Here is a 25,079-nt window from a genome sequence, read left to right on the forward strand (position 1 = left end):
ACAGACTTCTATCTTTGTCTACTTTCGCCGTCACCATGAATCATCCCGCCCTCCGATTTCTCAGCTCTCACGCCCTGCTGCGCCGCGCCCTTATTCTGGCCGGAATCAGCTTTGTCCTGGCCCTGGTGCTGGTAGCGTATCTGTTCGGAGTGCAGGACCACTTCTTTGGTCGACTCTCCGGTGCTTTTTTCGTATTTTTCTGGCTACTGGCCGTAACATTTCTGGGGGTAGTACCCTTTGTAAATTGGGCGGCAGCCAATTGGTTTGGTAAAGAATGGGCCGAAGCACCGATACAACCGGTCCGGCGCCCGCGCTCTAATCCAAACTCCGCCACAACCCGTAAACCCACGCGAACCGCAACGCGGCTGAACTCAACCCAACATCCGTGAAAACGACGCTCCTCCACATCAAAAATATGGTTTGCCCACGCTGCATTGAAGCCGTGCGCAGCCTCCTCGAACAAGCTGGCTACCACCCCACCGACGTTACGCTGGGCCAAGCGCAGCTCGACCAAAGCACTCCCGCTGACCCAGCCTCGGTAGCGCCCATTCTGCGCGAGGCTGGCTTCGACGTGCTCATGGGCCGCGCCGACCAACTGACCGAGCAAATCAAGAGCGCCCTGGTGGAATACCTCGAGCACCTGCGCACGGCCCGCATGCCCCTGACTACCTCGGCGTTCCTCACCGACCGGTTTGCGGCTACCTACTCCCACCTGAGCAAAGTATTCTCTCGCACGGCCAACCTGACCATCGAGAAATACCTGATCCGCCTGAAAATTGAGCGAGTGAAGGAGATGCTGAGCTACAATGAAATGACGCTGAGCGAAATTGCTGAGCAAATGCGCTACAGCTCCGGTCAGCATCTGAGCAACCAGTTCCGCCAAGTGACGGGCCGCTCCGTGAGCGAATTCCGCCGCGACCTGCTCCCCAAGCGCTTGTCGCTGGATCAGCTGGCCTAAGAGCATTGCCCTCCTCAGCCCCAAAGAACCCTGAAGCTGCTGACGCGCTTCAGGGTTCTTTTTTGCGTATTGCTCCAGCCCGCCGGGGGTAGCAGTCAGGGAACGGAGCAGCAGGCCCCCGGGTTAAACGGACGTATCTTTGTCGTTCGTCTCTGACTTCGAGCTGCCGTGTCCTCTTCGCTTCGCATTCTGCTTATCACCCCGCCACTCACCCAGCTAAACACTCCTTACCCGGCTACGGCCTACCTGAAGGGTTTTTTGGGAGGGCGCGGCTACCAAGTTACCCAAGCTGATCTGGGCCTGGAACTGGTGCTGAAGCTGTTTTCGCGGGAAGGCCTGGCGCGGGTATTCAACGCCATTGAAACCGGCGACTATGCCCTCAGCGACAATGCCCGGCGCATGATGCGTCTGCGCCAGAGCTACCTGAGTACCATTGAGCCGGTTATCCGGTTTTTGCAGAATAAAGACACTACCCTGGCCCCGCGCATCTGCCACAGCCGGTTTCTGCCCGAGGCCAGCCGCTTCGACAATGTGGCGGACCTGGAAACGGCTTTCGGCACTATGGGCCTCACCGACCAGGCCCGGCACCTAGCTACGCTCTACCTCGAAGACCTGGGCGACCTGATCAAGGAAACGGTGGGGCCGCAGTTTGGTTTCTCCCGCTACGCTGAGAAGCTGGCTATGTCGGCCACTACCTTTGATGCTCTGCACGAAACTTTGCAAGCACCACCCAACCTGCTGGATCAGTTGCTGCTGGAGCTGCTGGATGACTTGGTGGCCCGGGTGCAGCCGGACGTGGCTGGATTTACGGTGCCCTTTCCCGGCAACCTGTACGGAGCCCTGCGGCTGGCCCGCCGCATCAAGGAAACCACCCCCGCAACCAGAACGCTGATGGGCGGCGGCTACCCCAACACGGAGCTGCGGACTATTCAGGAGCCGCGCTTTTTCGACTATATTGACTACCTGACCCTGGACGATGGTGAAGGACCCTGGTTGCGGCTGCTGGAATGGCTGGCGGCTGGTAAGGTGAAGCAACCAGCTGCTGCGGCCTACCAGCCGGCTGGCCGCTACTTTCTGGCCGCGGCGGGCTCTCTACCGCTGAGTGCCTCCAGTGAGCCGGAGGCCACCCTGGGTAGCGCCAACACCCGCATAGCACCCACTACGCCGCTGGCACATGTGCAGCAGGCTCCGCTGCAACGCACTTTTCTGCGCAATGCCCAGGGTGTAGTGGAGTACATCAACCAGCCTTTCCCCGATGTGCCGCACCCTGAGGTAGGCACGCCGGATTATTCTGACTTGCCGCTGACCGAGTACTTATCGGTAATTGAGGTGCTGAACCCCATGCACCGGCTCTGGAGCGACGGGCGCTGGAACAAGCTCACGGTGGCCCACGGCTGCTACTGGAAGCGCTGCTCCTTCTGCGACGTCACGCTGGACTATATTGCCCGCTACGAAACCGCCCCCGCTACCCTGCTAGTAGACCGGATTGAGCAGATTATTGCCCAAACTGGTCAGACGGGTTTCCACTTCGTGGATGAGGCCGCCCCGCCCCTTGCCCTGCGCGACTTGGCTATTGAATTGCTGAAGCGGCAGGTAAATATTACGTGGTGGGGCAATATTCGCTTCGAAAAAACCTTTACGCCCGACCTGTGCCGCCTGCTGGCAGCCTCCGGCTGTATTGCCGTGAGCGGCGGGCTAGAAGTAGCCTCCGACCGCCTGCTGGCCTTGATGGAAAAAGGCGTGACCATTGCGCAGGTAGCGCGCGTAACGGACGGCTTCACCCAGGCCGGCATCATGGTACATGCCTATCTTATGTACGGCTTCCCGACTCAAACTGCCCAGGAGACAATAGACTCTCTGGAAGTGGTACGGCAGCTGTTTCAGGCCGGCATTGTGCAAAGCGGGTACTGGCACCGTTTTTCCATGACGGCCCATTCGCCTGTGGGCAAGAACCCCGCGAAGTACCAGGTAGCCGCCATTGGCCCCGAGCCCGGCCCCTTCGCCTGGAACGACCTCTGGCACGAAGACCCCACCGGCACCGACCACGAAGCTTTCGGGCCGGGGCTTACCAAAGCGTTGTACAACTACCTGCACGGGGTAGCACTGCAGGAGCCGCTGAGCTTCTGGTTTGATTTCCGCACGCCCAAGCCCACGGTGCCTCGCCACTTGGTTCAGCAGGCGTTGCAGGAGCCAGGCAGGCCTGATGCTACCCGCCCCAACAACCGCCTGTTCTGGCTGGGCAATGCGCCGGAGCTGCGCTACGAGCCAGGCAAGAAAGGCCAGCGGGCCGTCCTCACATTTTACGAACAAGCCGAAGACTTCGAAGTGAACGTGCCCGCGGCAGTTGGTCGCTGGCTGCACCACCTGCTGCTCAGCTTGTCTTCCGACTACGATTCAAAAACACTCCTGAAAGATGTCGCGCAGTCTTACCCTGACGCCGTGGGTCAGCCCTGGGAGCAGTTTCTGGCGTCGCCGGCCTGGCAGCTGCTCCGGGAGAAAGGCTTACTGATTCTGTAGCCGACGAACAAGCGAATACTTCTTCTCTGGATGCTCAGCCCAGTATTTGCTTTTTCGTAGGCCGTGGCAAAGCTGTTGTCGGCGCAGAGCCTATTCTACCGGCTTACCCGGCGCAGCCACTCCGTAAGTTCGTCCCAATAGCCTACGGCGGGCTTTGGCCACTGCCACTGCCCTTCCGGTGTGGGTTGCCCCGGTTGGATAAACTCGGCCGTAGCCTGCGGATACACGCGCACTTGGCTCCCCGCCTGGTGGCCCAACGTCCGGCGTAGGTGGCGGGCACTTTCACCGGCTTGCACACTGGTATCCTGGCCAGCATAGAGGGCCAGGGTGGGTACGCTTCCACGGCTGAGCGGCTGATAGGCGGCCGCCTGGTCGCGGGTGGCGGCCGGAGCCGCTTCCAGGACGACAAAAGCCGCTATCGGTGGCCGGCTTGCCGCGGCGCTTACCAGCGGCGCCAGCGTTCCTCGCACCCAGCACCCTACCCGCGCCGAGTCAACGAGAGTTTGCCGGCGTAGCGCAGTCAAGGCCGCCCGGGTAATAGCATAGGCAACTGAATCGGTCGGCCCTGTAGGGACCGGGGCGGCGGCTACCAGCGTTACAAAGCCGTGGCGGGCTAGGTAAGCCGCCCGGGTTTCTGCCGCAGCGCGGGTAGCCGGTGCGGCCAACAGCACTAAGGCAGCGTGTTGGGGTAGGGTATCTTCGGGCAACCGCAGGCGCCCAACCTGCGCCTGCCTACCATAGCGCAACGGTATAGTTACCTCCCGGAACCCGCGGGAACGGGCTGGGCCGCGACGAACCCACACAAAATCAGCCCGCACACTATCAAAGCTCAGCACCCCGCGCAGAAAGTCGCCCTCCCGGACGGCCTGAATGCTGATGCCGCCGGGTGGGCTAAGCTGTTGTTCCAGGCGCAGCTGGGGCTCCTGGTAGCTCACGCGTGCGGGTTCAAACTCAAGCCCCGGCACCTGCGGAAAGCTAATGTCCGCCTGCAACTGCCCCGATGCCGTTTCCTCCAGTTCCAGGCTCACCCGCAATTCCGCTCCCTGGTAGCTGACTGGGCCCTCGTAGTGGCCGGTAGGTAGCGGCACGTGCGCTTTCTCCTCTTCCGCGGCCTCGCGGGAGCACGAAGCCAGGGGCACCCATGCGGCCCCCCATACCACTAGGAGAGCAACAGCAGAAATGGACCGAACAGGTTTCAAGCGCACGAACGTAGATGAAAGATAAGCTACAGGACACGGACCGAAGCTAGCTAAACGGCAGCCACCGCCAAGTGCTTAGTGCAGCCCTTTACGCAGAATTAAATCCGTCTGCTCATCGGCGCCTACCATAAATAACTGGACACCAACCTGCTTGAAGCCAAAGCGCCGATAAAATTCCAGGGCCCGCGTATTCTTTTCCCATACTCCCAATACCACGGCCCTGCTGCCCTGCTGCCGCGCTTCCTCGATAGCGCGGCGCATCAGGGCGGCACCCAAACCTGTGCCAATCCAGTCTTCGCTTACATAGAGACGCTCAATTTCCAACCGGTCTTCGGGAGTTTTAGCCGCATCCAGCCCGAGGGAAGAGTGCAGCTTCAGCTTGGCGTAGCCCACTACCTCCTGCACTAGTTGGGCCAGTAGAAATACCGTATTCGGGTCTTGCAACTCAGCAAGCTGCTTTTCGGGGCCGAAGGTGGCTTCTTCGTAGGCTGCCATATCGTCGGCCGAGTTATGTGCCACGTAGGTTTCGTGGAACAAGCGGCGGCCTAATTCAGCAAGTTGGGTAGCAGTAGCCAGGTTGCGCTTGGCTACTAGAATACGGAGCGGTGAGGTCATGGCGACAGAAACCAGATCAATGGAAAGCCGCAAAGGTAGGAGGCTAATCCACGGTATCGTTGCCGCGGCGGGCGCGCCACCCGTAGCGCAACATCATCAGGGCTGCTACCAGCATCAGTAGGCTCAGAAGCAGCCGCCCTGACTGCAGACCGTTGCTTCCCACTTGCTGATATTCGTAATAGACTACTCCCAGCCGAAGCATTACGCCTAGTACCAGTAAAAATCCAGCAAGAAGAAACAACCACCCAACTAAGCGTTGGGTTGAGGGTCGAAGGGGCCAAGACATAGGCAGCAAGTGCTTCCGGCGCATGTGCACCGCTGGTGAAGAATAGCTAAGCGAGTTGAAGAATACGTAAGGGAGTTGGAATTTGATTTTAGCCCCGTATTTTTGCCATACCACGCGGGAGTAGCTCAGTTGGTAGAGCATCAGCTTCCCAAGCTGAGGGTCGCGAGTTCGAGCCTCGTTTCCCGCTCATTTAGAATCAGCCACTTAGACACACGTCTGGGTGGCTGATTTGTTTTTGGCGGGTACGCCTGCAGAACCACTATAGCAGCTACCTGGGAACAATGGCCGAACAGGAATCAGCCGGGCGTGCAACGGACTTTCACACATCCTCGGTAACTTCTATTTAAGCCTAAGCAAGGACGATTTACCGGCAGGGCTTCTCTTCAACTGCGGCAATAGGTGTAGTATCGAATTGTTACGTAAACGAGCTTCTGATTAAATATCAGGCCCAACTGCTCCTAATTCGCTTGTTCTCCCTCGTCAATGAACATTTTTCTCCAGCGGGCTGCCCTTACACTCACGCTAAGTGCTGCTTCTGTAGCGCCTGGCATAGCCCAGGTTGTGCTGCCCGCATCAGCTGACACTGCTACCGCGCACAAGTTTGAAAACCCGGCCGGTGTGCCGGCAGCCGCGAAGCTCCCCTGGTACAAGAGCAAGTTGGTAAAGGCGACCATTATACCGGCCGTGCTGATCGGCTACGGAGCGTACACGTTCAATGGGGGCGGCTTGTACACCAACCAAGAAGCCAACCGCGACATTCACCAGCTGTTTCCTACCTTCCGGACCCGGGCCGACGATATTCTCATTTTTGTCCCTTACGCCGAGCTAGGGTTGGTGGCGCTGGCGGGGGTAGAGTCGAGAAACGACCGGATTAATACCGGACTGGTGGTGCTAAAAAGTGAGATTATTATGCTCACCACTGTATTTGCGCTGAAAAACCTGACCCGTGAAACCCGCCCCGATGGTTCCGATAACCTGTCGTTTCCCTCAGGGCACACGGCCCAGGCGTTTCTGGCGGCCAGCATCGTGCACAACGAGTTCCGCGACAAAAGCCCGTGGTACGGCATTGGGGCCTACACTATTGCCACCAGCGTAGCCGCCTTGCGCATGATCAATAACAAGCACTGGCAGAGTGATGTGGTGGCCGGGGCGGGCTTCGGAATTTTGTCGGCTCACCTTGGCTACCTTACCCACCGTAACCGCTGGGGCCGCAAGCCGCGCCTACCCCAAGGCATGAGCTTCACCCCTACCTGGCAGAGCGGCTACATGCTGAACCAGCCCGGCCTCCTGAACGGCGGGCCGGGCCTGCGCTTCACCTGGCAGCCCAAATAATTCCGCTGCCGGGGGCTGCGGGCCGTAGTGAGAGCGGAACGCAGTGCCTTGGCCCTACACTTTCTCTCAGTGGTTTTTATGTGGTGGATATACGCCTTGCTATCGGCCCTTTTTGCAGCCCTGACGGCCATCTTGGCCAAAATTGGCATTAAAGGCGTTGACTCCAACCTGGCTACGGCCCTCCGCACCGTGGTAATTCTGGTATTGGCCTGGGGCATCGTGTACTTCCGTGGTGGCCTGGCGGAAGTGCACACGCTCACCCGAACCAACCTGCTCTTTCTGGGCTTGTCGGGGCTGGCGACGGGGCTGTCGTGGATTTTCTACTTCAAGGCCCTGCAGGTGGGTAGAGTGTCGCGGGTGGCTCCGGTGGATAAGCTGAGCGTGGCGCTGACCATAGTGCTATCGGTCGTGTTTCTGGGCGAAAAGCTAACCTGGCAGACCGGCGTAGGCGCGGGCCTGATTGTTATCGGCACGCTGGTACTGATTCTGTAGCCATCAGGGGCCTGCTTTCCTGGTGGCAGCGCGCTCCGGCAAGCAGTTGCCGGACGGTATGTTACCGCATGATTACCTGCCTCGTGGAATACGTAATGATTAGTTAACTGCTTCTTCATGAAGTACGGGTGAGCTATAGCGTTGGTTTACAATGTCTAACCAATACACCACCCGTATGAAAAATGACATCAAAAGCTGGCTCCTGTTAGGCCTGCTTGTTCTGCTTCACCACCTTGTATCTGCCCAGGTTACGTCCTCGGCTCTGAACGGGAAAGTGGCGTCAGATACGGGCGAGGACCTGATTGGCGTGACCGTGGTAGCCACTCACTTGCCTACCGGTACGAAGCGTGGCACAGCCACCGAAGCCGACGGCCGCTTCACCATCCCGAACCTGCAGGCGGGCGGCCCCTACACCGTGCAGGTCAGCTACATCGGCTTTACTACCCAAACCCAGGGTAACATCTTCTTAACCTTGGGCAACACTACCCGCCTGAATTTCACGTTGGCCCCCGAGGCTACGGCCTTGCAAGAGGTAGTAGTAACCGGCTCGAATGAGGCCACCAAAACCGGCGCCGGCACCAGCGTGGGCCGGGAGCAGCTGCGCACGCTGCCTACCATTTCGCGCAGCATCCAGGATTTTACCCGCCTCGACCCGCGCAACTCCAACAACTCGTTTGCCGGCTCGAATTTTCGCTACAACAACGTGACCCTGGACGGGGCTATCAACAACGACGCTATCGGGTTTAGTCCTTCCTCAGGCGGGGTGCCCGGTACTTCGGGCGTACCCGGCGGCTCGGCCCGCGCCAATCCTATTTCCTTGGATGCCATTCAGGAGATTCAGGCCCAGGTAGCGCCCTTTGATGTGAAGCTGGGCAACTTCACCGGGGGCTCGGTAAATGCCGTGACTCGCTCGGGCACCAACGAGGTTACCGGCTCGCTCTACGCCTTCGGGCGCAATCAAGCCATTACGGGCCGCAGCATCGACGAGAGTCGCACCCGTCTCGGCAGCAGTTACCACGACTACCAGACCGGGTTCCGGGTAGGCCTGCCGATCCTCAAAAACAAACTGTTTTTCTTCACCAACGCGGAAATTGCCCGCCGCCAGGAGCCAGTGTTCTACGGAGCCGGGCAGCAGGGCTCGGTGGTAAGCCAGGAACTGGCCCAGGCCATTACGGCCAACCTCCAGCAGAAATACGGCTACGACGTGGGCGCTTTCGGCAACTATACCATCCACGCCAACAGCGACAAAATTTTCGGGCGTCTCGATTGGAACCTGAACGATAAAACCTCCGTGGTGCTGCGCCACAACTACATCAAGGCCAACGCCACCAACCTGGAACGCTCCCTGAACCAGTTCAAATTTGGCAGTCAGGACTTCGACCAAAATAACCTGCAGAACTCGACGGTGATGGAGGTGAAGAGCAACTTCTCCAGTGCCTTGTCGAACTCCCTGGTGCTGGGCTACACCAACATCCACGACTACCGCTCTTTGCTGAACGGGGCCCAGGTGTTCCCGGCCATCCAGATCAACAACGTGGGCACGGGCGCCAATTTCACGGGGAGCGGCATTGCCCTGCTCGGCGCCGACCGGGAGGCCAGCATTTACAACATGCGGCAGAAAACCTTTGAAATCACCGACAACGTGACCTTCTACCAGGGTGCTCACGCCATTACGCTAGGCACCCACAACGAGCTGTATAAGATTGACTACGGCTTTATCAACTCCTGGAACGGCCGCATAGAGTACCGCAACGTAAGCGACTTTCTGGCCGACCGGCCCCAGCGCATCCGCGGCACCTACAACGTGCAGGACAACTCCTATCAGTACAACTACAACAATCCCTCGGCCTCGTTCCGCATCAATCTGTACAGCGCCTACCTGCAGGACGAATTCACGGTAAACGACCGGCTGAAGATTACGCCCGGCCTGCGCCTGGACCTGGCTGATGTACCTACCAAACCCACACTGAGCCCCAAAGTGACAAGCACGCCGGAGTATGTTTCCAGTACCGGCGCTACTTATGAACACACCAAGTTCTCGGACTTCAACAACCAGTTCCTGGGGCAGGTGCAGGTGTCGCCACGCCTGGGGTTCAACTTCGATGCGAAGGGAGACGGCTCAGTGGTGCTGCGCGGGGGCTCGGGCGTGTTTACGGGCCGGGTGCCGTTTGCCTGGTTTGGCTACGCCTTCTACAACAACGGGGTGAACTACAACTCCGTGGATTACAACAACATCCAGACCACGGCCAGCATTACCAACAAGACGTACACGCTGAACTCTGACCCTACGAAAATCTACCAGCAGCTGCCCGCTTCGGCCCAGAACACTACTGAAATCAACCTGATTGACAAAGACTTCAAGATGCCTCAGGTGTGGCGCAGCTCCCTGGCCCTGGACTACCTGCTGCCCGGTGGCGTGAAGGCGACGGTGGAGGCCCTCTACACCAAGACGCTCTACGACGTGAAGTTCCAGAACATTAACCTCAAGGACTCCACGCGCTACCTCGGCGGCGGGCCTACGGAGTCGCCGTACTACCTTTCCGGCGGGCGCACGGGCGGCAAGGTGAACCCGCAGTTCTCGAACCTGTTTCTGCTCACCAACACCCGTCAGGGGTACCGCTACCAGCTCACAGGCCAGCTGAGCAAGAGCTTTAAGCAGGGCCTCGATGTGTCAGGCGCTTACACCTACGGGCAGTCCAAGGACATCAGCAACGGTATCCGCAACTCCTTCCAGAGTAACTGGGAGCTGAACCCGGCCCTGAATGTAAACGACCCCGGCCTGGCTTACTCCAACTTCGATTTGCGCCACCGGGTAGTAAGCACCGTGGGCTACCACCGGTCGTGGGCGCAGCGGTTCACCTCCTACGTGTCGCTGGTGCTCACCTACCAGTCGGGCTCCCCTTACACGTACGTCTACAACAACAACTTCCTGGGCAACGGTCAGCAGAACGTGCAGCTGCTCTACGTGCCCGGCAGCGCCACCGATGTCGTGTTCGTAGACCCGGCTTCGGTAGCCGGCTCGGGCGCCCTGCGTCCCGATGCCTCGGGTCAGCAGTACGCCGCTTTGCAATCCTACATCAGCCAAGATGACTACCTGCGCACCCGCCGCGGGCAGTATGCCGAGCGCAACGCTGCCCGCACGCCCTGGAACAACAACGCTGACCTGCGCCTGATGCAGGAAATCCGCCTGGGCGGCCTGACGGATGCTGCCTCCGGGGCTGTAACCAGTCACCCCCACACCATCCAGATTTCCCTGGACGTTATCAACGTAGGTAACCTGCTCAGCCGCGACTGGGGCCGCAAGTACTTTGTGCCGGACACGTTCAACTCCACTTCGGGCATCGGCCTGACCCAGACCGGCTGGGCCGACGCCAGTGGGAACCTGTCGCGCTCCAACTCCGTCGTGTTCAACCGCCCGGCCTTCACCTATACTACCCCCACCACCAAGCCCTACTCCATCGACCAGCTGGCTTCCCGCTGGCAGGGGCAGCTGGGCGTACGGTACTCCTTCTAATCATTCGGTTAACCGCAAGAAGCCGCTTCCTTCCGGGAGCGGCTTTTATGTTTCTGCCACTGCTGCTTTCGGCTCTGGCTTGGGGCCAGCATTCCGCAGAAGGATAGCTAGAAGGGCAGGGCAGCATCCAATTCCCGCTGAAAGGCCGCCAGAAACAGTCCGACGTGGTAGCCATCGGCCAGGCCGTGGTGCACATTCACGGATACGGGTAGCAGCAGGGCCTCACCCTGCCGCCGGGCCTTTCCCACTGAAATCTTCGGGATGCTGTCGGGGTGGCGAAAAGCGCGCGCGTGGGTCAGGCCCGTGAAGGCAACCCACGGAATAGCCGAAAAGTGAATGACATCGGGGCGGGCGGTGGCCGGGCTCAGCCGCAGGCCGCTGCTCTGGCGCACGGCTTCCATTTCTGCCGCCAGTCCTACCCCAAACTCCGCCAGCGAAGCCGCATAGGGCACAAAGGAAAAGCTGAACGTAGTGTCGGGGCGGGTGAGGGTAGCGGAAGCGTGAATCTGGTCGTAGCAGTACACCTGCCCGTCTTCGATGCGGTAGCGCAGGGCCTCTACCCCGTTCACGGCCGTGAGGGCGCAATGCAGATAGAGCTGAAAGAACGATACGCCCAGTACTTTAGCCCGCGTGTAGGCCCGGCTGGCATCTACCTCCGCTACTAAGCCGAAAAACGGCTCCTCAAATGCGGAGAAGAAGGTAAAATGCTCCCGCCGGTTCCAGGTGCTCAGGTCTACTAGCTGCTTCATAGGCCGGCAAGTTCGGTAACTTTGGCCGATCAACTTTTGCCCCCTACTGTGCCTGCCATGCCCGCTCCGCGCCTTATTGCCTTCGATGCCGATGACACGCTGTGGCCCAACCAGCCCCATTTCGACTACGCCGAAGCCCAGCTCTACGAGTTGCTCACGCACCACGGCGAGCCGAACGTTATTGGGAGCCGCTTCTACGAGGTGCAGCGCCAGAACATGCACCTGTTCGGCTACGGGGCCAAGTCGTTTATGCTCTCGATGATTGAAACCGTCATTCAACTCACCGACGGCGCCGTCACCGGCCGCGAGATTCAGCACATCCTCGACCACGGCAAGCGTCTGCTCAGCTTCCCCATTGAGCTGTTGCCCGACGTGCCCGAAGTACTGGCTACCCTTAAGCAGCAAGGCTTTCCGCTGATGCTGCTCACCAAAGGCGACCTGTTCGACCAGGAAAGCAAGCTGGCCCGCTCCGGCCTCGGCGACTTATTCGACTACGTGGAAATTGTGAGCGAGAAAAACGAAAACACCTACCAGCGCCTGCTTACCCGCTACCAGGTGCGGCCGCAGGAGTTCCTGATGGTTGGCAACTCGCTGAAGTCAGATGTGCTGCCGGTGGCCCGCCTGGGCGCCCACGCGGTATACGTGCCGTACCACACTACCTGGGTTATGGAAGAAGTACCCGCCGAGCAGCTCGTGGGCGTTCCATTTACGCAGGTAGCTTCGTTGGCCGAAGTGCCGGCTTTGCTAGGAACTCTGTAGGCAGCACATCAAGTTACTTTCCTCTTTCTTCCAAAGGACGCCGGAACAGGTAGCTCGTTTCCCGGTACGCCCCGGCCACTACCGAGCTGACGTAGGTTGGCCGCTCCGGATTACTGCTGTTCTCCTTGGTTTCAACGGTTTGGGTAATGCCGGTGGGCTGCACCAGATTATGCACTTCTACCAGTTCCCATCCGTCTTCAATCAACTCGTTCAGGGTTTGCATAACCAGCGCTTCTACCTCCCATTCCTTGTCGTTACCCAAAAAATCCCGTTTGCGTTTGTCGGGCTTCAGCCGTACGATGCCCCGCCAGGCGGGGGCCAGAAAGGCCTCGGTACTGCCTCGTAGCGTAAGCCGTTGGTAGCGAAATCGAGTGCTGGTTGCAGCCGGGGCCGCCTGCGTAACGGTAACAATAGGCTGCAGGCTGGCGGTAGGCAAGGGCGGCAGCGGGGGTAGACGCTGGCCGGCAGGGCCCGAGGATTTAGACTGAGCGGCCGCAGCCGACGACACAAGCAGCCCCGGCAACAGAAAGAGTAGCAGATACTTCATATGCATAAAAGCAGAAAGGTGGGGGCTGTACCCGTATGGATGTAGCCCCCACCTCTCCGAATATTGTGCCAGCTTAATACAAGCTGCCTGCAAGCAGTACTCTGTACTCTACCCCAGCACAGCAGTACACTCAGCTAAGCGGCTAGTCGCGCTTGGACTTGAGGACTTGCCGCAGGGCCGCCAGCTCGTCGCGGAGCTTGGCGGCGGTCAGGAAGTCAAGGTCCTTGGCGGCGGCTTCCATTTGCTTTTCGGTTTGCTTGATGAGCTTCTCCAGCTCCGGCTTGTTCATCATGGACACTACCGGCTCGGCGGCAATGGCCAGGGCTACTTCCTCGGTAGGTCCGCCGTAGGTTGGGGCTTCCGCAATGCGGTAGTCCGAAAGCGAGGTTTGCTCCATAATGGCCTCGCGCGACTTGCGCACGGTGCGGGGCGTAATGCCGTGTTCCTCGTTATAGGCCACCTGCACGGCGCGGCGGCGGTTGGTTTCGTCGATGGCGCGCTGCATAGAACCCGTAATCCGGTCGGCGTACATAATCACCTTGCCCCGGTCGTTACGCGCGGCGCGGCCCATGGTCTGGATCAGGCTGCGCTGGTCGCGCAGAAAGCCTTCCTTATCAGCGTCGAGAATAGCTACCAGGCTTACTTCCGGCAAGTCGAGGCCCTCGCGGAGCAAGTTTACCCCGATGAGCACGTCGATTTCGCCCAGGCGCAACTGGCGCAGAATTTCTACCCGGTCGAGGGTTTTCACATCGGAGTGCACGTAGCTGGATTTAATGCCCAGGCGCTCCATGTATTTCTGCAGTTCCTCGGCCATGCGCTTGGTGAGCGTAGTCACCAGCACCCGGTCGCCCATTTTCACGCGGTTGTCTACTTCGTCCAGCAGGTCATCAATCTGATTGACGCTGGGGCGCAGGTCAATTTCAGGGTCCAGCAGGCCCGTCGGGCGAATTACCTGCTCTACTACTACCCCGTTGGCCTGGGTCAACTCATAGTCGGCAGGCGTAGCCGATACGAACACGGCCTGGCGCACCATGCCTTCGAACTCGTTGAAGGTCAGCGGGCGGTTGTCCATGGCGGAGGGCAGGCGGAAACCGTACTCCACCAGCGCCGTTTTGCGGCTCCGGTCGCCGCCCCACATGGCCCGGATTTGGGGCATGGTTACGTGGCTTTCATCGACCACCAACAGGAAATCGTCAGGGAAGTAGTCGAGCAGGCAGAAGGGCCGGGAGCCGGGCTGGCGGCCGTCGAAGTAGCGCGAGTAGTTCTCGATGCCCGAGCAGTAGCCCAGTTCCCGGATCATTTCCAGGTCGAACTCCGTGCGCTCCATGATGCGCTTGGCCTCGGCATCGCGCCCCTCCTTTTCGAAGTAGGCGTGCTGCTGCACCATGTCGAACTGAATTTCCTTGATGGCCTGGTTGAGCGTGTCCTTGCCGGTTACGAACAGGTTGGCCGGGTAGAGCGTCACCGATTTTTCGTCGCCGAGCTTCTTGCCGCTGGCGGGGTCAATCTTATGAATGGCCTCGATTTCATCCCCGAAAAAGAAGATGCGGAAGGCGTGGTCGGCGTAGGCCGGAAAGATGTCCACGGTGTCACCTTTCACCCGGAACGTGCCGCGGGTAAACTCCTGCTCGGTGCGCGAGTACAAAATCTGCACGAAAGAGTAGAGCAGGTTATTGCGCGAGTAGCGCAGGCCTGGCGCCAGGTAAATCACGTTCTTGCCGAACTCCTCGGGGTTGCCGATACCATAAATGCACGACACCGATGCAATTACCACCACGTCGCGGCGGCCTGAAAGCAGCGTAGACGTGCAGTGCAGCCGCAGCTTTTCAATTTCCTGGTTGATGGCCAGGTCCTTCTCGATGAAAACGTCGGTGGAGGCAATGTAGGCCTCGGGCTGGTAGTAGTCGTAGTAGCTGATATAGTACTCGACGGCGTTGTTGGGGAAGAACTGCTTGAACTCGCCGTAGAGCTGAGCGGCCAGGGTTTTGTTGTGGCACAGCACCAGCGTGGGCTTGCCGGTTTGGGCAATAACGTTGGCCATGGTAAACGTTTTGCCCGTGCCCGTGGCCCCGAGCAGCACCTGCGCCGGCTCGCCATTGTTGATGCCCTCCACCAGTTGGCGGATGGCCTGAGGCTGGTCGCCGGTCGGCTTGAATTCAGAGGTCAGTTGGTAGTGCATGCAGAAGAAAGGTAGGCTCAAAAAAGCTAGCCTATGATAACTCCAAAACCTAACGTATGGTTCTGGGGGAGATGAGATGGTGCCTGAATGCCCGAGTGAAGCGCATCTTGGCGAGAAGGCATAGCCTACACACCCTGAACAGGGGGGGCTCCCTTGAAACGCAACCAGCCCTCACCATCGTGCGGATGATGAGGGCTGGTCACGTTAGTAGGCTGGGCATGCCAAAGCGGATAACGGGGCGCCTCTTCGCCAAGGTACACCCCACTCAATCACTCACACGAACTCCCCGCTACCGTGGGTCACGCCAGAGCACAATGGGATCCGTGGCAGCAGTGGCAAAGTCGGTACAACGCCCGTCGCCGGCGTTAGTGGGGCTGATGGTAGCCGCACACAGCACGTTGCCACAGGTATCGAACAGGTAGCTGAAACTGGTTCCGCCAGTTACCAGGTACACCGTGCGCCCCCGGTAGGTGTACTGAATAACTTCGGCGGCCGGCGTTTGCTTGGGCTTCTGCTTAAGTTGCTCAATAAGCGTGGCGGAGAAATTACCGGGGCAACTGGCCACCGCCGAAACTTCATCCAGGGAATCAGAGCAAGAGGTAGTTCCTCCTACTAAGAGGAGGCACGACGTTAAGTAGATAAACAGGCGGCTCATGCACGAAACGAGGACACAGCACTTACATTACTGAGCAAGGGGCTGGGGCTTGGCCGTACCGAACTCCACGCTAGCTTCCAGACCAATGCTGTACGGGCGGCTTTGACGTGAGCCTCGCTGGCTGGGATGCGCGTTCAGCGTATTCAGGCCGGCTTCGGCGGTGGGGCCTACCACCAGGCTCCAGGCCGCGGCCGTGGGCTGATACCGCACCCCCGTGCCCCCACGCACTGAAGTTAGCACCTGCCGGTACGGCGACTCAGTCGACTTGAGCGAATAGTTGCGGGTAGCCTCCGGGGTGCCTTCTACCTCCGAGCGGCTGCTGAGCAGCACGCTTACGGCGGCTCCTACCTTGGCGTAGAGTGAGAGGCCCTGCTTGGTGGACCCGTAGCGCACACCCACCGGTACCGAAGCCGAGCGGTAGCGGTACGACGTTACGCGCGGCTGCGCAGGGGCCGGGCTATATGCCGCGGGCCGGTTAAATAAATCGGCGGCGGCGGGTCCTACTTGCTTGCCGTCTACGAAGCCGTAGGTAGTGGCCGAGCTGGCCTGCTGCTCGGCTACCTCCGCCCCGGACGTCAGGGTCCAGTGGTTGGTTAGGGCATAAGAAACCAAGAGGGCAGCCCGTTGGCTTACACCGGCCCGCAGGTTGCGGCGGTATTCATCCTCCGCTTCATCCTGGTAATAGCTACGCAGGGCATTGGTAACCGGGTCGGCTTTCAGGCGGCCATCGGTTTGGGAAAAGTTGACGTTGGGGTTGTAGGAACCTACGGCGTAGCCCCCGCCCAGCCGCAGCCGGCGCCACAGCTTCGGGGTTTCCTTGCGCTCAGGCTCTTCCACTGCGGCCAACTCCGGAGCCGAGGTTGCGGGCAGTTGGGGAGCAGCCAGCAGGGACGGCTTCAGCGTATCGGGGCGCAGCAGGCCCAGGTAGTTCCGCAGTTGGGCTGCGCGGGGCTGCATGCCGCTGAAGCTGGCGAAAAACGAACCGGCACCAGAGCCAATGCCGGGGCTGGTGGCCGCTGTTGTGCGGTAGCCATATCCTGGCTGGCTGTTTTCACCTTCGTTGTCTATGCGTACGGGGGCCTGCACACCGGCCGCCAGCAGACTACGCTCACGGGTTTGGTAGCGGCCAGCGGCCTCTGCCCCAAACAGGAGGGCAGCCACCTCTGCGTCTGAGCCAGCAATAGTACCAGCGGCAGGCTGAGCAGCAAGAAGCTGATCCGCGCCAGTGCCCGGGAGGCCAGTAGCAGCGTTCTGGCTAGCTACAGGGGTAGCGGCCTCAGCCCCCGCCGCCCTGGCGAAAGAGCCACCTTGGTGTAGGGCAGACTCAGAGGGCAGCTGCATAGCTAGCTCGGGGCCTGCCACGGAGCCATCCTGCCAGAGGAAAGCCCAGCTGCCGAAGCCCAGGGCCAGCAGTAAGCAGGCGGCAGCCACCCAACGATGCACTACCAGGCGGCGGCGGTAGGTCACGTTTTCCTGCACCACCTGCTCATTCTGCTGCACTATCAGCTCGTGGTCGAGCTGGTCCCAGAAGCTGGCGCGCGGAGTTACCTCGGCCTCGGCAAATTTCTGCCGAAACAGGTGCTCCAGGTCGCCGGTCGGGCGCGGATCGGGAGTATTAGAAGAATTAGGAGCGGATGCTGCCATGTGTGCGGTGGGCGTCGAGACGCTCGATTTTACTTTTCAAAATGGCCCGGGCCCGGGAATACTGCGACTTGCTAGTGCCTTCGGAAATGCCGAGCATGTCGCCGATTTCTTTGTGCCCGTATCCTTCAATGGCGAACAAATTGAACACCATCCGGTAGCGTGGGGCGAGGTCCTGAATCATGCTCAGGAGTTCCTCGAAATTGTAATTGGAAAGGGTAAATTCTTCGCCGACCAGATCCTCAGGGTACTCGCCCCCGTCGCTGACGGCTACCAGCGGAGCATTGCGGCGGTGCTGGCGCAGGGCAGCGTTGACCATGATACGGCGAATCCAGAATTCCAGCGGACACTCGCGGCGAAAGCTGGCCAGGTTCTTAAACACTGTTAGAAAACCTTCCTGCAACACGTCTTCGGCCTCGAAAGTAGTTTGGGCGTAGCGCAGGCACACGGCCATCATGCGGCCGGCAAACCGCTCATAGAGGTACTTCTGCATCAGGCGGCTACCGGCGAGGCAGCCATCAATCAGCTCCAGGTCGGAGAGCTGGGAAGGCGGGGTCAGGGTACGCACGGGAGCGGATAACGACGGGGATAGGGACTCCGGGCGGGCCTCGGCGGCGCTACCCGGTAACAGGCTGCGCAGCCCGCCCCCTCCCAGTGAGGCCGACAGGGCGCTCATCGGGTGCTCCGGCCCCGGCGGGGTCCGGCGTTAAGACGCTCACCAGCGGCCAGCCCCCAGCACAAGGGCCCAGTTCCGCACAAGTAAGAATGCTGCATACGCTGCGAAGTCGGATAATACTAAAAAATGGCCTCCGTCGTGGAAAGGAAGGCTGTGCTGGGAAGAGGCCGCTCCGGGGTCCGAAGGTTGCATTGGGGCATCCTTCTTTTTTCATCACCACTGGGTAAGCCGTTGTGGCCGCTGCTGCTTACAAAGCTCAGCCCCGGTCTGCGTTCCTGCCCTACCACCCCCTCAAGATACGCAAAGCAGTAACCTATTTCGGCATTATCATGTACCTACACATCTTACCGACACAGTTTGCGTTGGCTAGGTTGGCCCAGGCCCCTACCCCCGCTGCTGCTTACCTGTTTTTCACATCTTCACTTACCCTTTTCTTGCCTATGAAAACGCTGGTGCTGTTTTATTCCACTTATGGTCACGTGTACAAACTGGCGGAAGCCATAGCCGAAGGAGCCCGGCAGGTGGCTGGCAACGAGGTGGTCATTAAGCGAGTGCCGGAAACGCTGCCCGCCGCCTTGCTGGAGCAAATTGGTGCTACCCAGGCTCAGAAGGCTTTTGAGCATATTCCGGTGGCTACCCCCGCTGAGTTGGAGCAGTATGACGCCATCCTCTTCGGAACACCGACCCGCTACGGCAACGTGTGCGGGCAAATGCAGGCCTTTCTGGATGCCACCGGCGGCTTGTGGGCGCAGGGCAAGCTCATTGGCAAAGTGGGCGGGGCGTTCGTGAGCACGGCTACTCAGCACGGCGGACAGGAAACTACCATTCGCTCTTTGCACACCGAGCTGCTGCACCACGGGATGGTAATTGTGGGTCTGCCCTACGCCTGGCAGGGCCAAATGGGCCACGAGGAAGTAACCGGCGGCACTCCTTACGGAGCCAGCACCGTGGCCGGTGGCCAGGGCGAGCGGCAGCCCAGCGCCAACGAACTGGAAGGAGCCCGGCACCAGGGGCAGCACACTGCCCAGATTGCCAGCAAGCTGGCCCAGTAATGCCACTTTGCCTCGGGGAGGCCAGCTATAATTGGTACGCCCGGCGAGTCAGAGCCCTGACTCGCCGGGCTTTTTATGGTGTAGTTCTACCGCCCTGCTCACCGCTATTCTGTATCCTAACGGGCGGGCTGATGCGCCGGTTCACGGACGAAAATACACGCGAGGCGCAGAGCCCTGATTTATCTTGCTTTGCACTTCTAGTCGGCCGCCGGCATTTTCAGGGCTGCGCTTCGCCACATACAGGCCAATGCCGGAACCATCTACGCGGCTATGGAAGCGGTGGAACATCGTGCACAGCTCTGCTTGCTGGGATGGGGCGTGCGCCGCAACCCGATACCGCGCGGCAAGGCTGGCTGATTGCCAGCCTTGCCGCCGCCGGACCGTCAGCCGCCCCGGAACCAGTTGCCCCTCCCAATCATACTGCGTATCGGTCTGGTCGGTAGCCAGCGGGTATTGGCTACCGGTCAGCACACCCGCGCCTTCGCCGGCAGGAAAGCAGGTACTCACCACTACCCCAACCGGTGGCTGAAAAGTTGAGCACCGGCCAGAAGCATAGCCGACGGTAGGGCAGCAGTTTAGCTTGGGGTCCGGGTCGCTCAACCGCCAGGATGCATACGCATACGTGGCAGCGGCTGAATACCTATACCAGCCCCGGGGTGCCTGATCAAGCTAGCACTGGCCCAGGCTCACTTGCACGTTGTCTTGGCCGATGCGCGGGTTATCCGTTAGGCCGGCCGCTGCGTACATACAGAACTGCTCCCCACATTCTAAGCTTAGGAGTAGCTGTTTTGGCTTCCTGTTTGCTCTGGCTTTCCCTTGTTTACATGGCTGTTTTGGCTTCCTACCCTTCCCTTGTGCTCCACCTGCACCACGGTCAGCAGTATGCCCTGGAAACTGAATGGCTGGGGTTCACCAGCAGCAGTAACTTCCGCCGGTATATTACGCAGGCGCTGCAGCTGGCCCAGCAGCACAGGGTAACGGCCTGGATTGCCAACGACGTGCGCCTGGGGGCGGTCCGGCCGGTGGACTTAGAGTGGGTAGCCAACGACGTGCTGCCCGCTATGACGCGGCTGGGCATCAAGCGGTTTGCCCGGCTCGAGTCGCAGGAAACGCTTAACCGTATGCTCATTGGTGGCATGTACCAGGAGGCTACCCCGGCTCTGCCCTTTGAAACCCGGGCCTTCGCCGACATTCAAGAAGCCCGCAGCTGGGCCTGCCAGTAGGCTCCGGCGCAGCAGCCTACCCGCTCCCTACCCCCACCTCCCTTAACCCGAACTCTCCCTCGGCTTTTGCTCGGTAATGGAACAACTCACGTCTTCGCTCGGTCAGGTTTACCTCACGGTAGACACAGATTATGAAAACAAATGGATAATGGTCACTTGGCAGGGCTACCTCACGGCTGCTAACATCCAGGCCGGGGCCCGAGCCTACACGGCAGCACTAGCCCGCTCGGGCTTTTCCTGCGTGCTGAACGACACGCGGGCCGTGCGCGGCCCCTGGGACCACTCTATGGAATGGGTTATTAATGAGTGGGCCCCCAGCGCGGCCCAGGCCGGGCTCCGGCAGTTTGCCATGATTACCCTGCCCGAAACCCTGGCTCAAAGCTCCGCCGATACGTTCTCGACCCTGCTCACGGCTTTTGAGGCGCGGGTTTTCGATAATCTGGAAGAAGCCCAGCAGTGGCTCCGCTCCGTCTGTTAGAGCAGATTATACGCCTTGATAAGGTTGGCGAACGATTCGCGGTAGGTATCCCCGATGGGCAGCAGGCGGCCGGCTACCTGCACCTTACCCCGCTCCACGTGCTCAATGCGGCTCAGGGCTACCAGATAGGATTTGTGAATGCGCGCAAACCGCTCGGGCGGCAGCACTTCCTCCACCCGCCGGAACGATTGGAGCGTGAGCACCTTGCCCGTGGCAGTATAAATCATCAGGTACTCCTTCATGCCTTCGATGTAGAGAATATCGTCGAAGGCCACGCGCTGGAGCCGGTGCTCGTTTTTCACGAACATGGCATCCGGCGCGGTGGGGTGAGCCTCGGGAGCCAGCGCCGCGGGAGCAGTGGCCGCAGCCGGGGCGGGAGCAGCCGCGGCCAGCTGCTGCCGGGCCTTCTGCACGGCCTGCATGAACCGCTCAAAGGCAATGGGCTTGAGCAGATAGTCGACGGCGTTCAGTTCATAGCTGCGCACGGCGTACTGGTCGTAGGCCGTGGTGAAGATGATGCGGGGGCCCGGCTGGGGTAGCAACTGTGCCAGCTGCACCCCCGTGAGGCGGGGCATGTGAATATCCAGGAATACCACGTCCACGGGGTTGTCCTGCAGGAAAGCCAAGCCCGCCAGCGCGTCGTCAAACTGCCCTTTCAGCTCTAGGCCGGGCACCTGGGCGCAGTAGTCGGCCAATAAATCCAGGGCTAGCGGTTCGTCGTCGAGAATGGCGCAGGTCATGGGCAGCACGTGAGGTAGCAAGGGAGAAGGAAAGATACGCAGGAGTTGGGGGTACACGCCGCTAGCGCAGCAGCACCAGCGTGACCAGGTGCTGGCCCGGAGGCGTCTGCACGTCGAGGACGTAGCGGCCGGGGTAGAGCAGCTCCAGGCGGCGACGCAGGTTCACGAGGCCTACCCCGCCGGGTTGCCGGGGTAGCTCCCGCTCAGCGTCGGCGGGGGCCACATGGTTGAGTACTGAGAACCGAAGCAGCCCATCAGAGGCCAGGGAGAGGCTGATGTGTACGGCCAGAGGCCGGGCCGTCAGGTCGCCGTGCTTGAAGGCGTTTTCTACCAAAGGCAGCAGCAGCAGCGGGGCAATGGGGTGGGCGCAGTCGAGCGAGGTGCCACTCACTTCAAACTGAATGGCCTCCTGGGCCGAGGCCGACAGGCGCAGGCGCTGCAAATCCAGGAAGCTGCGCAAGTGGTCTAGCTCCCGGCTCAGCGGCACGGTATCGGTGCTGCTTTCGTAGAGCAGATAGCGCATAATTTCAGCCAGGCGCAGCACGGCCTCCGGGGCCTTGTCGGACTTGCGGCTGGTAAGGGAGTAGATGTTATTGAGGGTATTGAACAGGAAGTGCGGGTTGATTTGGGTTTTGAGCATGGCCAGCTCCGTGAGCAGCTGTTGGCGCTCCATTTCGCGGCGGTTGCGCTGCCCCCGGATGTAGTCGCCGGTAATACGCAAGGCCGAACTACTCCCTACAATAAACGCCCCGATAATGCCCGAGCTGATTATGCGCATCCAGAACTCCGGCATCGGGGGCTTTTCCTTGTGTTCTTTTATAGCATCAGCTACGGCCTTCTGCCTGTTCCCGGTTGCCGGCACCCGGTACGCCGAAATCTGCGCGCCCTTGCGCGACGTCTGGGTAGTCACCCACCCTAGCAGCGCGGCATAAGGCAGCACCAGCAGGGCGGCTAGCGCGAGGTACTGCACTATTCGGGCCCGACCCAGGGTACGCGGAATCAGCCAGCGCCAGGTTAGGTAGAATAGCAGGGCCCCGCACATATCTTCCAGCAGCAGGCGTCCCAACAGGGGTAGCGCGGGCTGCCACTCGGCGGCCGTGGCCGGAAAGCGGGGCAGCGCAGCAAGGGCAGTGCCTAGCTTGAGGGCATCGAGGGCAAAAAGCCAGAGCCAGAGCAGCACATGAACCGAGCGCGGAATGGGGCTGTGCTCGGAAGTAGCCGACCAGTTGGCCGGCCGGAGCATGGGCCGCAGCCAGGCCCGCCAGCCCACCCGAGTAGGGACTGATTCTTCCACCAGCGAAGCAGCAACGGATGCGGAGGGTACTTCCATGCCTAAACATACGCTTTTCAGGCCCCGGCAGGCTTCTGTTTTCAATCAACCCCGCCCCGCGGCCCACCAACACCCCCTACAAAGTCATTAACCGGAAAAGGAGCGAAGACGGGGAATAAAAGCGCAGTTGGGCCAGCAAAAGCAGCCGTTTCGGGGGCGGCCTTACAGGTTGGTTGAATAGTGCCGGGGCGATATAGCGGGTGCTTTACGTTTGCTACCGTCTTCCACGTCAATCAGCGCCATGAACCCCGATACTAACGCCCTGCTCGCTACCCACGGCATACACTTCAACTTCGGCAAACGGCCTATCCTGCACGATGTGAACCTGCACGTGGAGGCCGGCAGCATCTACGGCTTTCTGGGGCCGAACGGGGCCGGCAAAAGCACCACGATGCGCCTGCTGCTGGGCCTGCTGCGGCCGGCCAGTGGCTCGGTGCATCTGTTCGGCCATAATCTGGCCCGGCACCGGGTGGCCTTGCTGAACCGGGTAGGAGCACTCATCGAAAACCCCTCGCTCTACGACCACCTCACGGGCCGCGAAAACGTGGAAGCTACCCGCAAGCTGCGCGGGGTAGCGGCCCACCGCACCGCCGAGGTACTGGCGCTGGTGGGCCTCACCGATAACGCCCACCGCCCGGCCCGGGAATACTCACTCGGGATGCGGCAGCGCCTGGGCCTAGCCATTGCCCTGCTCTCTGACCCCGACCTGCTGCTGCTCGACGAGCCTACCAACGGCCTCGACCCCAACGGTATTATTGAGATGCGGGAGCTGCTGCGCCGCCTGCGCCAAGAGCACGGCAAAACCATTGTGGTCAGCAGCCACCTCATCAACGAAATCGAGAAAGTGGCTACTCACGTGGGCGTCATTCAGCAGGGGCGGCTGGTGTTTCAGGGCAGCCTGCCTGATTTGCAGCGCCTGCAAACCGGCCGGGCCCGCCTGGTACTGGAAACCGAACACGCCGACAGCTGCCGCAATCTGCTGCCGCGGCTGCTGGGCGGGGCCACGGTACTTGCGCCAGGTACGCTGTGGCTGCCCTGGGTGTCGCGGGAGCACACGGCCGAGCTGGCCGCCGCCCTTACGGCCGCAGGGCAGCCGCTCTACGGCCTGCGGCTGGAGCAGCCCAGCCTGGAAGACACCTTCCTGCACCTAACCGAGGCCCACGCTGAACTCGCGCAGTAGGCCCTGGCGGCCTTTTCTCCTACCTCCTTTTCTTTTCTTGCCGGCCCAGCTATGGAAGCTACCGTACTCCCCACCCAGCCTACTTTCATGGCCCAGCCGCTTGCGCCGGCGCCGCTAACGCAGCTGCGCCGCACCCTGGCCGCCGATGCCCTGAAGCTGCGCCGCACGGCTGCGCTGCGCCTGACCTTGTTTAGCGGGGCGCTGCCTGTGCTGCTAACATTTATGATTTTCTTTTTTAAAGGCTACATCATTCTGAAAGCCGGCGGCACCCCGTGGCCACGCTTTATCAGCACGGCCTGGCAGACGGCTGGCACGCTCTTGCTGCCTCTGTTTGTGGTCCTGCTCACGAGCCTGGTGGTCAACATTGAAACCAAGGCCACGGCCTGGAAGCATCTGTACGCTCAGCCCGTCGGGCGCGGGGCCGTGTTCTGCTCCAAGCTGCTACTGCTTCTGACCCTCAACGCGGCCGCGCTGCTGCTGTTCGTGGGCTTGCTGCTGGGCGCGGGCGGGCTGCTAGGCTTGCTGAAACCGACGCTGGGCTTCCAGACGTACGCCGTGCCTTTCGAGGCCGTGGGCTGGATGCTGCTGCGCACCTACGTGGCCACGCTGGGGCTGCTGGCCGTGCAGTACATCGTGAGCTTGTATTGGCGCTCTTTTGTGGTGCCGGTGGGCGTGGGTATGGGCGCCGTGGTAGCTACCATTGCCCTGCTTTCCTGGGAGCATGTAGACAAGATTCCGTACGCGGCGCCCCTGGGCACGGCCATGTCGATGCGCGCGGCTAAAGGAGGCGTGCTGGAGGTAGCCCACGAACTGGCCTCCCACGAGTGGTATTCGCTGGCCTGGTGTGGGGGCGTGCTGGTGGTGGGCTACCTGCTGCTCTACCGCCGCAACGCCCCCAACTAACGGCTCAGCTTGCTTTGGCTGCCGGGGTGTTGCCGGAAAAAATTGCAGGGTTGG

The 25,079-nt window shown here is 60.5% G+C and carries 24 protein-coding genes and 1 tRNA gene; 13 read left to right on the forward strand and 12 right to left on the reverse strand.

All coding sequences use genetic code 11. The features are described from left to right. Positions 1-35: 35 nt before the first annotated feature. The 3 genes from K3G63_RS12475 to K3G63_RS12485 all read left to right on the forward strand — a co-directional run bounded on the left by K3G63_RS12475 (position 36) and on the right by K3G63_RS12485 (position 3,475). A complete protein-coding gene (locus tag K3G63_RS12475; protein ID WP_220614431.1) occupies positions 36-389 on the forward strand; it encodes a hypothetical protein in 354 nt (117 codons plus the stop codon). Further along, on the forward strand, positions 386-958 hold the full coding sequence (locus K3G63_RS23065) for an AraC family transcriptional regulator (RefSeq protein WP_220614432.1): 573 nt from the start codon (positions 386-388) through the stop codon (positions 956-958). Before K3G63_RS12475 ends, K3G63_RS23065 begins: the two co-directional genes overlap by 4 nt. A 168-nt stretch (positions 959-1,126) precedes the next feature. Then, the gene (locus K3G63_RS12485; RefSeq protein WP_220614433.1) at positions 1,127-3,475 is read left to right on the forward strand and encodes a radical SAM protein; all 2,349 of its coding nucleotides are present in this window, start codon (positions 1,127-1,129) and stop codon (positions 3,473-3,475) included. A gap of 95 nt (positions 3,476-3,570) precedes the next feature. Here K3G63_RS12485 and K3G63_RS12490 read toward each other — a convergent pair whose 3' ends face one another. The 3 genes from K3G63_RS12490 to K3G63_RS12500 all read right to left on the reverse strand — a co-directional run bounded on the left by K3G63_RS12490 (position 3,571) and on the right by K3G63_RS12500 (position 5,575). After that, positions 3,571-4,674 carry a dienelactone hydrolase family protein gene (locus K3G63_RS12490; RefSeq protein ID WP_220614434.1) on the reverse strand — a complete coding sequence of 368 codons (1,104 nt, stop codon included), beginning with the start codon at positions 4,672-4,674 and terminating at the stop codon, positions 3,571-3,573. Positions 4,675-4,749: 75 nt separating this feature from the next. Continuing rightward, positions 4,750-5,289, reverse strand: coding sequence for a GNAT family N-acetyltransferase (locus tag K3G63_RS12495; protein ID WP_220614435.1), 540 nt, complete (start codon positions 5,287-5,289; stop codon positions 4,750-4,752). Between the two features lie 43 nt (positions 5,290-5,332). Then, positions 5,333-5,575, reverse strand: a complete 243-nt coding sequence (locus K3G63_RS12500; RefSeq protein ID WP_220614436.1) for a hypothetical protein — start codon at positions 5,573-5,575, stop codon at positions 5,333-5,335. Between the two features lie 114 nt (positions 5,576-5,689). Between K3G63_RS12500 and K3G63_RS12505 the strand changes: the two genes are divergently transcribed. The 4 genes from K3G63_RS12505 (at position 5,690) to K3G63_RS12520 (ending at position 10,913) form a co-directional block, all read left to right on the forward strand. After that, positions 5,690-5,762 (forward strand) — tRNA-Gly (locus K3G63_RS12505). Between the two features lie 296 nt (positions 5,763-6,058). After that, positions 6,059-6,907: a phosphatase PAP2 family protein gene (locus K3G63_RS12510; protein WP_220614437.1), complete on the forward strand. Its 849-nt coding sequence runs from the start codon at positions 6,059-6,061 to the stop codon at positions 6,905-6,907. 78 nt (positions 6,908-6,985) lie between these two features. Next, on the forward strand, positions 6,986-7,399 hold the full coding sequence (locus K3G63_RS12515; RefSeq protein ID WP_220614438.1) for an EamA family transporter: 414 nt from the start codon (positions 6,986-6,988) through the stop codon (positions 7,397-7,399). 175 nt (positions 7,400-7,574) lie between these two features. Beyond that, positions 7,575-10,913, forward strand: a complete 3,339-nt coding sequence (locus K3G63_RS12520) for a TonB-dependent receptor (RefSeq protein WP_220614439.1) — start codon at positions 7,575-7,577, stop codon at positions 10,911-10,913. A 107-nt stretch (positions 10,914-11,020) separates the two neighbouring features. Here K3G63_RS12520 and K3G63_RS12525 read toward each other — a convergent pair whose 3' ends face one another. Continuing rightward, positions 11,021-11,662 carry a chloramphenicol acetyltransferase gene (locus K3G63_RS12525; RefSeq protein WP_220614440.1) on the reverse strand — a complete coding sequence of 214 codons (642 nt, stop codon included), beginning with the start codon at positions 11,660-11,662 and terminating at the stop codon, positions 11,021-11,023. 57 nt (positions 11,663-11,719) lie between these two features. Between K3G63_RS12525 and K3G63_RS12530 the strand changes: the two genes are divergently transcribed. After that, complete coding sequence (locus tag K3G63_RS12530) at positions 11,720-12,421, forward strand: HAD family hydrolase (RefSeq protein WP_220614441.1); 702 nt, start codon at positions 11,720-11,722, stop codon at positions 12,419-12,421. Between the two features lie 13 nt (positions 12,422-12,434). On the opposite strand, the gene K3G63_RS12535 is transcribed toward K3G63_RS12530, so the two are convergent. The 5 genes from K3G63_RS12535 to K3G63_RS12555 all read right to left on the reverse strand — a co-directional run bounded on the left by K3G63_RS12535 (position 12,435) and on the right by K3G63_RS12555 (position 18,119). After that, complete coding sequence (locus K3G63_RS12535) at positions 12,435-12,968, reverse strand: hypothetical protein (protein WP_220614442.1); 534 nt, start codon at positions 12,966-12,968, stop codon at positions 12,435-12,437. A 142-nt stretch (positions 12,969-13,110) separates the two neighbouring features. Then, positions 13,111-15,147, reverse strand: coding sequence for an excinuclease ABC subunit UvrB (gene uvrB, locus K3G63_RS12540; protein ID WP_220614443.1), 2,037 nt, complete (start codon positions 15,145-15,147; stop codon positions 13,111-13,113). 289 nt (positions 15,148-15,436) lie between these two features. Beyond that, a complete protein-coding gene (locus K3G63_RS12545) occupies positions 15,437-15,802 on the reverse strand; it encodes a DUF6970 domain-containing protein (protein WP_220614444.1) in 366 nt (121 codons plus the stop codon). Positions 15,803-15,829: 27 nt separating this feature from the next. Then, entirely contained in the window at positions 15,830-17,446 is a 1,617-nt protein-coding gene (locus K3G63_RS12550) for a hypothetical protein (RefSeq protein ID WP_220614445.1), read from the reverse strand. Then, on the reverse strand, positions 17,427-18,119 hold the full coding sequence (locus tag K3G63_RS12555; RefSeq protein WP_220614446.1) for an RNA polymerase sigma factor: 693 nt from the start codon (positions 18,117-18,119) through the stop codon (positions 17,427-17,429). Before K3G63_RS12555 ends, K3G63_RS12550 begins: the two co-directional genes overlap by 20 nt. A gap of 440 nt (positions 18,120-18,559) precedes the next feature. Here K3G63_RS12555 and wrbA point away from each other — a divergent pair, with 440 nt between their 5' ends. Further along, positions 18,560-19,171 carry an NAD(P)H:quinone oxidoreductase gene (gene wrbA / locus K3G63_RS12560; protein WP_220614447.1) on the forward strand — a complete coding sequence of 204 codons (612 nt, stop codon included), beginning with the start codon at positions 18,560-18,562 and terminating at the stop codon, positions 19,169-19,171. 141 nt (positions 19,172-19,312) lie between these two features. Here wrbA and K3G63_RS12565 read toward each other — a convergent pair whose 3' ends face one another. Then, positions 19,313-19,678 (reverse strand): hypothetical protein, encoded by a 366-nt coding sequence (locus K3G63_RS12565; RefSeq protein WP_220614448.1) that lies wholly within the window; start codon positions 19,676-19,678, stop codon positions 19,313-19,315. A gap of 347 nt (positions 19,679-20,025) precedes the next feature. Here K3G63_RS12565 and K3G63_RS12570 point away from each other — a divergent pair, with 347 nt between their 5' ends. Then, entirely contained in the window at positions 20,026-20,394 is a 369-nt protein-coding gene (locus K3G63_RS12570) for a hypothetical protein (protein ID WP_220614449.1), read from the forward strand. Positions 20,395-20,470: 76 nt separating this feature from the next. Further along, a complete protein-coding gene (locus tag K3G63_RS12575; RefSeq protein ID WP_220614450.1) occupies positions 20,471-20,872 on the forward strand; it encodes an STAS/SEC14 domain-containing protein in 402 nt (133 codons plus the stop codon). Here the strand turns inward: K3G63_RS12575 and K3G63_RS12580 are convergent. Next, the gene (locus tag K3G63_RS12580) at positions 20,869-21,633 is read right to left on the reverse strand and encodes a LytTR family DNA-binding domain-containing protein (RefSeq protein ID WP_259404431.1); all 765 of its coding nucleotides are present in this window, start codon (positions 21,631-21,633) and stop codon (positions 20,869-20,871) included. The two genes, K3G63_RS12575 and K3G63_RS12580, sit on opposite strands and share 4 nt — an antisense overlap. 40 nt (positions 21,634-21,673) lie before the next feature. Beyond that, on the reverse strand, positions 21,674-22,942 hold the full coding sequence (locus tag K3G63_RS12585; RefSeq protein ID WP_220614451.1) for a sensor histidine kinase: 1,269 nt from the start codon (positions 22,940-22,942) through the stop codon (positions 21,674-21,676). Between the two features lie 241 nt (positions 22,943-23,183). Between K3G63_RS12585 and K3G63_RS12590 the strand changes: the two genes are divergently transcribed. Next, positions 23,184-24,122 (forward strand): ABC transporter ATP-binding protein, encoded by a 939-nt coding sequence (locus tag K3G63_RS12590; protein WP_259404432.1) that lies wholly within the window; start codon positions 23,184-23,186, stop codon positions 24,120-24,122. Positions 24,123-24,173: 51 nt separating this feature from the next. Continuing rightward, positions 24,174-25,025: an ABC transporter permease gene (locus K3G63_RS12595; protein ID WP_220614452.1), complete on the forward strand. Its 852-nt coding sequence runs from the start codon at positions 24,174-24,176 to the stop codon at positions 25,023-25,025. Positions 25,026-25,079: the final 54 nt, after the last annotated feature.

It is taken from the genome of Hymenobacter sp. HSC-4F20 (assembly GCF_019599275.1).
GTDB lineage: Bacteria > Bacteroidota > Bacteroidia > Cytophagales > Hymenobacteraceae > Hymenobacter.

What these genes read in the sequence shown, in the direction of transcription:
- K3G63_RS12475 (WP_220614431.1), top strand. Translation starts at nt 36, where the DNA reads ATGAATCATCCCGCCCTCCGATTTCTCAGCTCTCACGCCCTGCTGCGC.
- K3G63_RS12495 (WP_220614435.1), bottom strand. Translation starts at nt 5,289, where the DNA reads ATGACCTCACCGCTCCGTATTCTAGTAGCCAAGCGCAACCTGGCTACT.
- K3G63_RS12500 (WP_220614436.1), bottom strand. Translation starts at nt 5,575, where the DNA reads ATGTCTTGGCCCCTTCGACCCTCAACCCAACGCTTAGTTGGGTGGTTG.
- K3G63_RS12510 (WP_220614437.1), top strand. Translation starts at nt 6,059, where the DNA reads ATGAACATTTTTCTCCAGCGGGCTGCCCTTACACTCACGCTAAGTGCT.
- K3G63_RS12515 (WP_220614438.1), top strand. Translation starts at nt 6,986, where the DNA reads ATGTGGTGGATATACGCCTTGCTATCGGCCCTTTTTGCAGCCCTGACG.
- K3G63_RS12520 (WP_220614439.1), top strand. Translation starts at nt 7,575, where the DNA reads ATGAAAAATGACATCAAAAGCTGGCTCCTGTTAGGCCTGCTTGTTCTG.
- K3G63_RS12525 (WP_220614440.1), bottom strand. Translation starts at nt 11,662, where the DNA reads ATGAAGCAGCTAGTAGACCTGAGCACCTGGAACCGGCGGGAGCATTTT.
- K3G63_RS12530 (WP_220614441.1), top strand. Translation starts at nt 11,720, where the DNA reads ATGCCCGCTCCGCGCCTTATTGCCTTCGATGCCGATGACACGCTGTGG.
- K3G63_RS12535 (WP_220614442.1), bottom strand. Translation starts at nt 12,968, where the DNA reads ATGAAGTATCTGCTACTCTTTCTGTTGCCGGGGCTGCTTGTGTCGTCG.
- uvrB (WP_220614443.1), bottom strand. Translation starts at nt 15,147, where the DNA reads ATGCACTACCAACTGACCTCTGAATTCAAGCCGACCGGCGACCAGCCT.
- K3G63_RS12545 (WP_220614444.1), bottom strand. Translation starts at nt 15,802, where the DNA reads ATGAGCCGCCTGTTTATCTACTTAACGTCGTGCCTCCTCTTAGTAGGA.
- K3G63_RS12550 (WP_220614445.1), bottom strand. Translation starts at nt 17,446, where the DNA reads ATGGCAGCATCCGCTCCTAATTCTTCTAATACTCCCGATCCGCGCCCG.
- K3G63_RS12555 (WP_220614446.1), bottom strand. Translation starts at nt 18,119, where the DNA reads ATGAGCGCCCTGTCGGCCTCACTGGGAGGGGGCGGGCTGCGCAGCCTG.
- wrbA (WP_220614447.1), top strand. Translation starts at nt 18,560, where the DNA reads ATGAAAACGCTGGTGCTGTTTTATTCCACTTATGGTCACGTGTACAAA.
- K3G63_RS12575 (WP_220614450.1), top strand. Translation starts at nt 20,471, where the DNA reads ATGGAACAACTCACGTCTTCGCTCGGTCAGGTTTACCTCACGGTAGAC.
- K3G63_RS12585 (WP_220614451.1), bottom strand. Translation starts at nt 22,942, where the DNA reads ATGGAAGTACCCTCCGCATCCGTTGCTGCTTCGCTGGTGGAAGAATCA.
- K3G63_RS12590 (WP_259404432.1), top strand. Translation starts at nt 23,184, where the DNA reads ATGAACCCCGATACTAACGCCCTGCTCGCTACCCACGGCATACACTTC.
- K3G63_RS12595 (WP_220614452.1), top strand. Translation starts at nt 24,174, where the DNA reads ATGGAAGCTACCGTACTCCCCACCCAGCCTACTTTCATGGCCCAGCCG.